The 8,554-nt window shown below is 70.6% G+C and carries 8 protein-coding genes and 2 tRNA genes; 3 read left to right on the forward strand and 7 right to left on the reverse strand.

Features of this window, described 5'->3' with window-relative positions; genetic code table 11:
• Nucleotides 1–216 precede the first annotated feature (216 nt).
• The 4 genes from IE249_RS16085 to IE249_RS16100 all read right to left on the reverse strand — a co-directional run bounded on the left by IE249_RS16085 (nucleotide 217) and on the right by IE249_RS16100 (nucleotide 3,626).
• Entirely contained in the window at nucleotides 217–897 is a 681-nt protein-coding gene (locus IE249_RS16085) for an ATP-dependent Clp protease proteolytic subunit (RefSeq protein ID WP_189705519.1), read from the reverse strand.
• Between the two features lie 88 nt (nucleotides 898–985).
• The gene (locus IE249_RS16090; protein ID WP_189705719.1) at nucleotides 986–1,591 is read right to left on the reverse strand and encodes an ATP-dependent Clp protease proteolytic subunit; all 606 of its coding nucleotides are present in this window, start codon (nucleotides 1,589–1,591) and stop codon (nucleotides 986–988) included.
• A gap of 365 nt (nucleotides 1,592–1,956) precedes the next feature.
• Complete coding sequence (gene tig, locus IE249_RS16095; protein ID WP_189705520.1) at nucleotides 1,957–3,348, reverse strand: trigger factor; 1,392 nt, start codon at nucleotides 3,346–3,348, stop codon at nucleotides 1,957–1,959.
• Between the two features lie 201 nt (nucleotides 3,349–3,549).
• A tRNA-Pro gene (locus IE249_RS16100) sits at nucleotides 3,550–3,626 on the reverse strand.
• A gap of 213 nt (nucleotides 3,627–3,839) precedes the next feature.
• On the opposite strand from IE249_RS16100, the gene IE249_RS16105 reads away from it, so the two are divergent.
• Nucleotides 3,840–3,913 (forward strand) — tRNA-Gly (locus IE249_RS16105).
• A 51-nt stretch (nucleotides 3,914–3,964) separates the two neighbouring features.
• On the opposite strand, the gene IE249_RS16110 is transcribed toward IE249_RS16105, so the two are convergent.
• Entirely contained in the window at nucleotides 3,965–4,159 is a 195-nt protein-coding gene (locus IE249_RS16110; RefSeq protein ID WP_189705521.1) for a hypothetical protein, read from the reverse strand.
• A gap of 501 nt (nucleotides 4,160–4,660) precedes the next feature.
• Here IE249_RS16110 and IE249_RS16115 point away from each other — a divergent pair.
• Nucleotides 4,661–5,863 (forward strand): acyltransferase family protein, encoded by a 1,203-nt coding sequence (locus IE249_RS16115; protein WP_189705522.1) that lies wholly within the window; start codon nucleotides 4,661–4,663, stop codon nucleotides 5,861–5,863.
• Nucleotides 5,864–5,931: 68 nt separating this feature from the next.
• Here the strand turns inward: IE249_RS16115 and IE249_RS16120 are convergent, their stop codons facing one another.
• Entirely contained in the window at nucleotides 5,932–6,453 is a 522-nt protein-coding gene (locus IE249_RS16120; RefSeq protein WP_189705523.1) for an HD domain-containing protein, read from the reverse strand.
• A 42-nt stretch (nucleotides 6,454–6,495) separates the two neighbouring features.
• Complete coding sequence (locus IE249_RS16125; protein ID WP_189705524.1) at nucleotides 6,496–7,671, reverse strand: PP2C family protein-serine/threonine phosphatase; 1,176 nt, start codon at nucleotides 7,669–7,671, stop codon at nucleotides 6,496–6,498.
• A 162-nt stretch (nucleotides 7,672–7,833) separates the two neighbouring features.
• On the opposite strand from IE249_RS16125, the gene IE249_RS37435 reads away from it, so the two are divergent.
• Nucleotides 7,834–8,554, forward strand: a 721-nt coding sequence (locus IE249_RS37435) for a GNAT family N-acetyltransferase (protein ID WP_229858607.1), incomplete at its 3' end; no start/stop codon positions are given.

Consider the following 8,554-nt stretch of genomic DNA (forward strand, 5'->3'; position numbering starts at 1 on the left):
CTCTTGCCGCAGAACGAGCACTTGAGCAGATCGCCGCCGTCACCGATGCGTGCCACGGTGTGCTTCCCCTTCGCCTGGGAGACGCCTAGGTCCAGCGGCTCCTGGTGCTGCCTTATGTCGACGGTACCTTGCCGGGCCCCCCGTTCGGGCCCCCCTTGGCACGGTTCACTTCGACGTGGCCCGTGCCAAGGAGCGGCAGACGCGTGCGCGTCAGCGTCAGCGCACCGACGCGTTGTTCATCTTGCGGGTGGAGATGATCTGGTCGATCAGGCCGTACGACAGCGCTTCCTCGGCCGTGAGGATCTTGTCACGCTCGATGTCCTCGCGGATCTTCTCGATCGGCGTGGTGGAGTGCTTGGCCAGCATCTCCTCCAGCTGCGAACGCATCCGGAGGATCTCGTTGGCGGCGATCTCCAGGTCGGAGACCTGGCCGCGGCCGGTCTCGCTGTAGGGCTGGTGGATCAGCACGCGCGCGTTCGGCAGGGCCATGCGCTTGCCGGGGGTGCCGGCGGCCAGCAGGACGGCGGCGGCGGAGGCCGCCTGGCCCATGCACACCGTCTGGATGTCCGGCTTGACGAACTGCATCGTGTCGTAGATGGCCGTCAGCGCCGTGAAGGAGCCGCCGGGGCTGTTGATGTAGACCGAGATGTCCCGGTCGGGGTCCATCGACTCCAGGCACAGCAACTGCGCCATGACGTCGTTGGCCGAGGCGTCGTCGATCTGGACGCCGAGGAAGATCACGCGCTCCTCGAAGAGCTTCGCGTACGGGTCGTACTCGCGGATGCCCTGGGAGGTGCGCTCCACGAAGCGCGGGATGACGTAGCGGGACTCGGCCGTGGGGCCGGTGTACTCGGCGCGGGCACGGTCGTAGAGGCCGCTGCCGGGGAAGTCGTTCACGGTGTCTCCTGGAAAGGGGCTGGGCGGTCGGCTGGGGTGGCTGGGCTGCGCGGAAGGGGGCTCGGGCTGTGCGGCCCCCAGGAGCGGCTCAGGCCCCGGTGCCGCCACCGCCCGGCATGCCGGCGGCCGTGGGGATCACGTCGTCGATGAGGCCGTACTCCTTGGCCTCGTGGGCGTCGAACCAGCGGTCGCGGTCCGAGTCGCGGGTGATCTGCTCGACCGACTGGCCGGTGTGGAAGGCGGTGAGCTCGGCCATGCGCTTCTTGGTGTGCAGCAGCCGCTCGGCGTGGATCTTGATGTCGGAGGCCGAACCCGCCAGGCCCGCGGAGGGCTGGTGGATCAGGATCTCGGCGTTCGGCAGCGCGAAGCGCTTGCCGCGCGTGCCCGCGCTGAGCAGGAACTGGCCCATCGAGGCCGCCAGGCCCATGGCGATGGTCACCACGTCGTTCTTGATGAACTGCATGGTGTCGTAGATCGCCATGCCGGCCGTGATCGAACCGCCGGGGCTGTTGATGTACAGGTAGATGTCCTTGTCGGGGTCGGCGGCAAGGAGCAGCAGCTGTGCGGTGATCTTGTTCGCGATGTCGTCGTCGACCGGCTGGCCGAGGAAGATGATCCGCTCGTTGAGCAGCCGGTTGTAGACCTGGTCGCCGAGGCCACCACCGATGGAAGGCTCGCCGGCGGCGGAGGGCATCAGATTCGTCACGTATCCACCTGCTCGTCTTACGACGGCGCCGGGCCGTCTCACGTGTTCTGCCGGGGCGTGGGGCCGTCCGGCGCTGTTCGGGGACTCCCCTGCCCTCGTATTCATGGACCCTAACGCGCGGGTCCCTCCGGGGAATCCCGCAGAGGGGGGTGTTCGCCGGGGGCGTAGCGCCACGGCCCGCAGCCGTCCCGTGGCGCACCGTCGGCGGCCGGGAGACGCGGGGCACGCGCCGGCGCCCCGCGGTGGCCGGGACACACGCCGGTGCGGGCGCCGCACGCCCCGGAAAGCCGAACGGGCCCCAGGTCACAACGTACCCGGGGCCCGTCCTGCGTGCATGGGAGGCGCCGTACGGCTCAGGCCTCGGACTTCTCCTCGCCCTCGCCCTCGGCGGGGGCGTCCTCGGCGGCGGCCTCGACGGTCTCGGCCTCGTCGTCCTCGTCGTCCAGGTCGACGATCTCGCCGTTGGTGTCCTTCACGGTCGCGGCCTCGACCACGACGGCCAGGGCCTTGCCGCGGGCGACCTCGCCGACGAGCAGCGGAACCTGGTTCTGCTGGACGACGGCCTGGGCGAACTGGTCGGGGGACATGCCGGAGGAGGCGGCGCGCCGCATGAGGTGCTCGGTGAGCTCCTCCTGGTTGACGTTGAGCTTCTCCTTGTTGACCAGCTCGTCGAGGACGAACTGGGTCTTGATGCCCTTGACCGCGGCCTCGCGGGTCTCGGTCTCGAACTCCTCGGCGGTCTTGCCCTGGATCTCGAGGTACTTGTCGAGGGTGAGGCCCATCTGGCCGAGCTGGTGGTGCTCGAGGTTGTGCTTACGGGTGTTGATCTCGTCCTCGAGCAGCTTCTCGGGAACGGGGACCTCGACCAGCTCGAGCAGCTTGTCCAGGACGCGCTCCTGGGCCTGCGTGGCCTGGTCGTAGGTCTTCATGTTCGCCAGGCGCTTGCGGCTGTCGGCGCGCAGCTCCTCGAGGGTGTCGAACTCGGAGGCGAGCTGCGCGAAGTCGTCGTCCAGCTCGGGCAGTTCGCGCGCGGCGACCTGGGTGACCTTGACGGTGACCTCGGCCTCGCGGCCGGCCGCGGAGCCACCCTTGAGCTCGGAGGTGAAGGTGGCCTCGCCACCGGCCTCAAGGCCCTTCACGGCGTCGTCGATGCCGTCCAGCAGCTCGCCGGAGCCGATGGTGTAGGAGACGCCGCTCGCGACGCCGTCCTCGAGGACCTCGCCGTCCACCTTGGCCTCGAGGTCGACGGTCACGACGTCGCCGTCCTCGGCGGCGCGCTCGACCGGCGTGGTGGAGGCGAAGCGCTCACGGAGCTGCTCGACCGCCTTGTCGACGTCCTCGTCGGTCACCTCGACGGCGTCGACCTCGACCTCGATGCCGGAGTAGTCCGGGATCTCGATCGTCGGGCGGACGTCGACCTCGGCGGTGAAGTTCAGCGTCTCGCCGTCCTTCAGCTCGGTGATGTCGACCTCGGGCTGGCCCAGCGGGTTCAGCTCCGCCTCGTTGACGGCGTCGGTGTAGAACTTCGGAAGCGCGTCGTTGACGGCCTCCTCCAGGACCGCACCGCGGCCGAACCGCTGGTCGATGACCCGGGCCGGGATCTTGCCCTTGCGGAAGCCCTTCACCGTGACCTGCTGGTTGATCTTCTTGTACGCCGCGTCGAGGCTGTCCTTGAGCTCCTCGAAGGGCACCTCGACAGTGAGCCGAACCCGGGTCGGGTTCAGGGTCTCCACGGCGCTCTTCACGGTTCGGTCTCCTTGTGGCTGACTTCTCGGATTTCGCCGGAGCCAGAGGGCTGTCCGGCGGATTCGCCGCCCGGAGGAGTTCGTAGGCCCAGGAGGCCGGACACACGGGCGCGCAGTTTGCATAGTAGCCGCAGCCGCTCGGCGCCCCAAAAGGCGAGCACACCGATCACGCGAGGTGGCGCCGACCGGCGGATCGGCGGGTGGTCGGGGTGGCGGGATTTGAACCCACGGCCTTCCGCTCCCAAAGCGGACGCGCTACCAAGCTGCGCCACACCCCGTCTGGTGCGACACGTAGGGTACATGCCCGCAGCCAGTACGGCTGCCGCATTCCACACGGGCTCCGGCGCGTGCTCGTGCGCCCGCGCCCCAGGTCACGCACGGGCTCGTGAGGCGCGCGGCGGCGCTTCCGGAGGACGGGGTGTGCGGCGGGAGGGCGTCACCCGCTACGATGCCTGTGTGCCGCGGTCACCAGGACCCGCGGCGCGTTGTGTGCGGGCGTAGCTCAATGGTAGAGCCCCAGTCTTCCAAACTGGCTACGCGGGTTCGATTCCCGTCGCCCGCTCCAGGTTCAGGGCCGTGCCGGAGGTGCTCCTCCGCCGGCCCTGATCGTTTTCTGTCAGAAGTTGATCGAGTTGATCGTCTCCGCTATCGAGTTCAGAAAGCGGTTGATCGACGGCGCCATGCCGGTGGAGGCGAGGAAGAAGCCGAAGAGCACGGCGACGATCGCCGGCCCGGCCTTGATCGATCCTCCTCGGAGCAACACCACCAGGATGATCGCCAACAGCAGCACCACTGACAGTGAAATGGCCACAACTGATCACACCCTCGGTCGGTCCGCTCTCCCGGCCCGGGGGTGCCGACCCGGCGCACCCCCGCTGGAACCATCGTGCCACCAACCCGGCGCGCGTATGCCGGGGCTGACGCATCATCGGTCACGACCGTGCCACAAGTCCGGGCCACTCCTTGGGCGCCGGGGGCCCCAGGACTTGTACGGGACGGCAATTCGGCGCCCTCCCGCGCCGTGGCGGCGGCGTCAATTCCGGGACTTCGTTTCCATGTCCACACATCGTGTTCGCAGTTAATTCGAATTGTTGCCGCAGACGACACGCCATCCCCCAACTCGTCCGGAAGTATCCGGACATTGAGGGTGGATATGGGGTGCATATGATGTGCCCGCCCGGTACCCGTGATGTGTCGACCGTCACCCGTCCACTCACGTCGTCCTCGTCAAATCCCGGGTATGCGCGGCGAATAACCAGGAATGAGGTCGGGGGTTTCACGGAATCGCACAGACAACGCTAGGGTGCCTCAGATGTTCCACGCTGCCTCCTCCCCCGGCCAGAACAGAACGCCGCCTCCCCCGGCACAGCCGCCGGCATCCGGAGTGCCGAGCCCGCGCAGACCCGGCGAGGGCGGCGGCGCCTCCGGCGGGCAGCGCGACCCGTTCTTCGACAACGCCAAGTACCTGGCGATCGTGCTCGTGGCCATGGGCCACTCCTGGGCCCCGATCAAGAGCGGCAGCCAGTTCCTCGACGGCGCCTACAACGTCGTCTACACCTTCCACATGCCGGCGTTCATCATCATCTCCGGCCTCTTCTCCCGGAATTTCGACCTGCGCCCGGACCGGCTCAAGCGACTGCTCACCGGCGTCGTCGTGCCGTACGTCATCTTCGAGACCGCGTATTCACTCTTCCGTATGTACGTCGGTGACTCCTCCGACCGGCAGATCAGCCTGCTCGAGCCCTGGTACCTGACCTGGTTCCTGGTCGCGCTGTTCATCTGGCGTCTGACCGCGCCCGTCTGGCGTGTGGTGCGGTGGCCGGTGCCCCTGGCGCTCGGGATCGCCGTGCTGGCCTCCGTCACCCCCGGCGTCGGCGGCGACCTCGATCTGCAGCGCGTCCTTCAGTTCCTGCCCTGCTTCGTCCTGGGCCTGTGCATGAAGCCCGAGCACTTCCACCTGGTCCGCCGCCGCTCGGTGCGCATCGCCTCGGTGCCGGTGTTCGCGGCGGCGCTGGCCGTGGGCTGGTGGACCGCGCCGCGCATGGACGTCTCGTGGTTCTACCGGCAGAGCGCGGCGCAGGACCTGGGCGCGCCCTGGTGGACCGGTCCGGTCATGGTGCTGACGATGTTCGGCTGCGCGCTGCTGCTGACCGCCTGCTTCTTCGCCTGGGTGCCGGGGCGGCGGACGTGGTTCACCGCGCTCGGCGCCGGCACGCTGTACGGCTATCTGCTGCACGGCTTCGTGGTCAAGACCGTGCTGTACGCGGGCTGGTTCGAGCCCGCTTGGCTGCACCGGCCGCTCGGGGCCGTACTGGTCACCGCCCTCGCGGCGACCGGCGTGACCCTGCTGTGCACCCCGCCGGTGCGCCGCGTCTTCCGGTTCGCCGTGGAGCCCGCGATGGAGTGGGCCTTCCGGCCGGAGCTCAACCGGGTGGGCGGCGCCGGGGCCGGTGCCGATGGCGGGCCGGTCGCGGGACGCGCGGCCGAGCGCGAGACCGCCATGGCCGGCGGCTGACCGCGGGCCGTTCCCTCGTCGGCCGGCAAGCCGGCCGACGGTGAGTCACTCGGTCGGCAGCAAGTCGGTCAGTCGGCCGGCGTCAGCCCCAAGTGGGCTCGCATCGTGGCGTACTTGTGCGCCAGGCGCCGGGCCGTCGGCTCGTCCAGGGCGGCGAGCCGGCGCGGATCGGCGTTGTGCGCGATGTCGGCCGTCTTGACCAGCCGGGCTCCCGGAGTGGCCAGAATGCGGCGCGCGTACGCCTCCAGCTCCTCGCCGGGGCGCTTGGTGAGGGCCCGTACGACGTCCTTCGTACGCTGGGGAAGGGGCGCCTCCTCCAGCCACTCCTCGCTGAGCACGCCGTCCTCGAGGGCGTCGTGCAGCCAGGCGGCGGCGACGAGTCCGGCGTCGCCGCCACGGGCGCGCACGCCCTCGGCGACGGCCGCCAGGTGCCCGGCGTAGGGCCGTCCGGCCTTGTCGCGCTGCCCGGCGTGCGCCGCACGGGCGACGGCCTCGGCCTCGGCCTCGATCCGGGCCTCGACCTTGGCCTCGGACCCGGTCTCGGCCCCGGCTTCGGATCCGGTCGGGGCCTGCTTGCCGTAGTGAGGCATTTCGATCTCCTGTCCGGGGGCCCCGGCCACCCGTACGACGGCTCAGCGTGCCGCGGCCGTCGGTCCCTCGCGGCAGATGAGCAGCAGGGCCCGGTCGTCGTTGACATCCTTCGCGACCGCCTCGATCAGGTGCCAGGCTGCGCCGTGGAAGCCGCCGGCCACATAGCGGTCGGCCTCGCCGGTGAGGCGGTCGATGCCCTCGACGATGTCGCGGTCGGAGGTCTCCACCAGGCCGTCGGTGAACAGCATCAGCACGTCACCCGGGCGCAGCGAGCCCTTCACCGAGTCGAACTGGGCGCCGTCGTACACCCCGAGGAGCGGGCCGTCGGCCGCCTTCTCCTCCCAGCGGCCGCTGCCCGCGTTGAGCTGGAGGCCGGGCGGGTGCCCCGCGGAGTACAGCTCGTAGTCGCCGGAGTCCAGGTCCAGCACGAGGTGGATGGAGGTCGCGAAGCCCTCTTCCCAGTCCTGGCGCAGCAGATAGCCGTTGGCCGCGGGCAGGAACGCGTGCGGGGGCAGGCTGCCCAGCAGGCCGCCGAAGGCGCCGGAGAGCAGCAGTGCCCGCGAGCCCGCGTCCATGCCCTTGCCCGATACGTCGGTGAGGACGACCTCCAGGGTGCGGCCGCCGTTGGTGCGGGCCGCGACCACGAAGTCGCCGGAGAAGGACTGGCCGCCGGCCGGGCGCAGGGCCATCTCGCGGTGCCAGCCGTCGGGCAGTTGCGGCAGCTGGCTCTGCACGCGGATGCGCTCGCGCAGGTCGAACAGCATGGTGCCGCCGCGCCGCCAGGGCACGCCGACGCGGCTGCGGAACTGGGCGATGAGCAGCCCGAAGAAGCCGCAGGCGGCGACCACCAGCACCACACCCGGGGTGACCCGGGAGGGGCCCTCGGTGTACGGCCCGAGCCGCACCGACTCCACGATCAGCGCGGTGGCCCCCGCCGCGTACAGGCCGAGCAGGCTGGCCGGGCGCAGCAGCAGCCCGCCCGCGACGATCGGCAGCACGAGCGCGACCGGCGAGAACCAGACCGAGTTGGCGAGGGTCAGCGCCGCGATCAGCGGGATGGTCAGCAGCAGTCCTCCGAGCGCGACCCAGTCCGAGCCGTCCCCGCGGAAGTAGTCGACGGCGGATCTGCGCACGCCGACCCTGACCCGGTGCCACTGCATCCTCAACCGGGCCGTGAACGTCTCGGCTTCCGCGCGCCGCTCTCGTCCTGCTGCCATCAGTTCGGGACCCTATCCATCGGACCTGCCGCTTGGCACGGGAGGTCCCACTTGTCCCCCGTCCGAGGCTCAAGTTCACAGTGAACTTCACCGGGGGCCGCCGCGCTGCCCACCGGGCGAAATTCGTTCGCCCGTCCGACCCGGCCCTGGTAGGCATGGCGCATGGCGACTGACCTTGTGACCGGGCCGAGGGTGCTGCGTAGGGACGAGTGGGACCCGTGGTACGACCAGCTGATCCGCGCCTTCGGCGGGGTGCCCGAGTCGGACGAGGAGCGGGCCGCCTGGCACTCGGTGACGGAGTTCGACCGCTCGCTGGGCGTGTGGGACGGGGACGCGTGCGTCGGCACGTCGGGGGCGTTCGGCTTCCGGGTCACCGTGCCCGGCGGGGCCCAGGTGCCGGCCGCCGGGGTCACGATGGTCAGCGTGGCCGCCACGCACCGGCGGCGCGGGGTGCTGACGTCGATGATGCGGCGGCAGCTGGACGACGTGCGTGCCTGGGGCGAACCGCTGGCGGTGCTGACCGCGTCCGAGCCCGCGATCTACGGGCGCTTCGGCTACGGCGCGGCGACCTTCCAATTGGCCGCCGAGATCGACACGGGCCGGGCCGGACTGTCCGTCCCGGCCGGTACGGACGACGTACGACTGCGGTACGCCGCGCCCGCCGACGTGCTGGACGCCTGCGAGGAGGTGTACGCGCGCCTGGTGCCCGCCCGGCCCGGGATGATCGCGCGGCCCGCCGGCTGGGAGCGGCTGTCGCTGCTCGACGCTCAGAGCATGCGGGACGGGGCCTCGCCGCTGCAGTGCGTGGTCGCGGAGCGGGACGGCGCGGTCACCGGGTACGCCCGCTTCCGCGTGAAGCCGGGCTGGGACACCGGCGGGGCGG

The sequence above is a fragment of the Streptomyces anandii JCM 4720 genome, from assembly GCF_014650655.1.
Taxonomy (GTDB): domain Bacteria; phylum Actinomycetota; class Actinomycetes; order Streptomycetales; family Streptomycetaceae; genus Streptomyces; species Streptomyces anandii.

What these genes read in the sequence shown, in the direction of transcription:
- IE249_RS16090 (WP_189705719.1), bottom strand. Translation starts at nt 1,591, where the DNA reads ATGCCCTCCGCCGCCGGCGAGCCTTCCATCGGTGGTGGCCTCGGCGAC.
- IE249_RS16115 (WP_189705522.1), top strand. Translation starts at nt 4,661, where the DNA reads ATGTTCCACGCTGCCTCCTCCCCCGGCCAGAACAGAACGCCGCCTCCC.
- IE249_RS16120 (WP_189705523.1), bottom strand. Translation starts at nt 6,453, where the DNA reads ATGCCTCACTACGGCAAGCAGGCCCCGACCGGATCCGAAGCCGGGGCC.
- IE249_RS16125 (WP_189705524.1), bottom strand. Translation starts at nt 7,671, where the DNA reads ATGGCAGCAGGACGAGAGCGGCGCGCGGAAGCCGAGACGTTCACGGCC.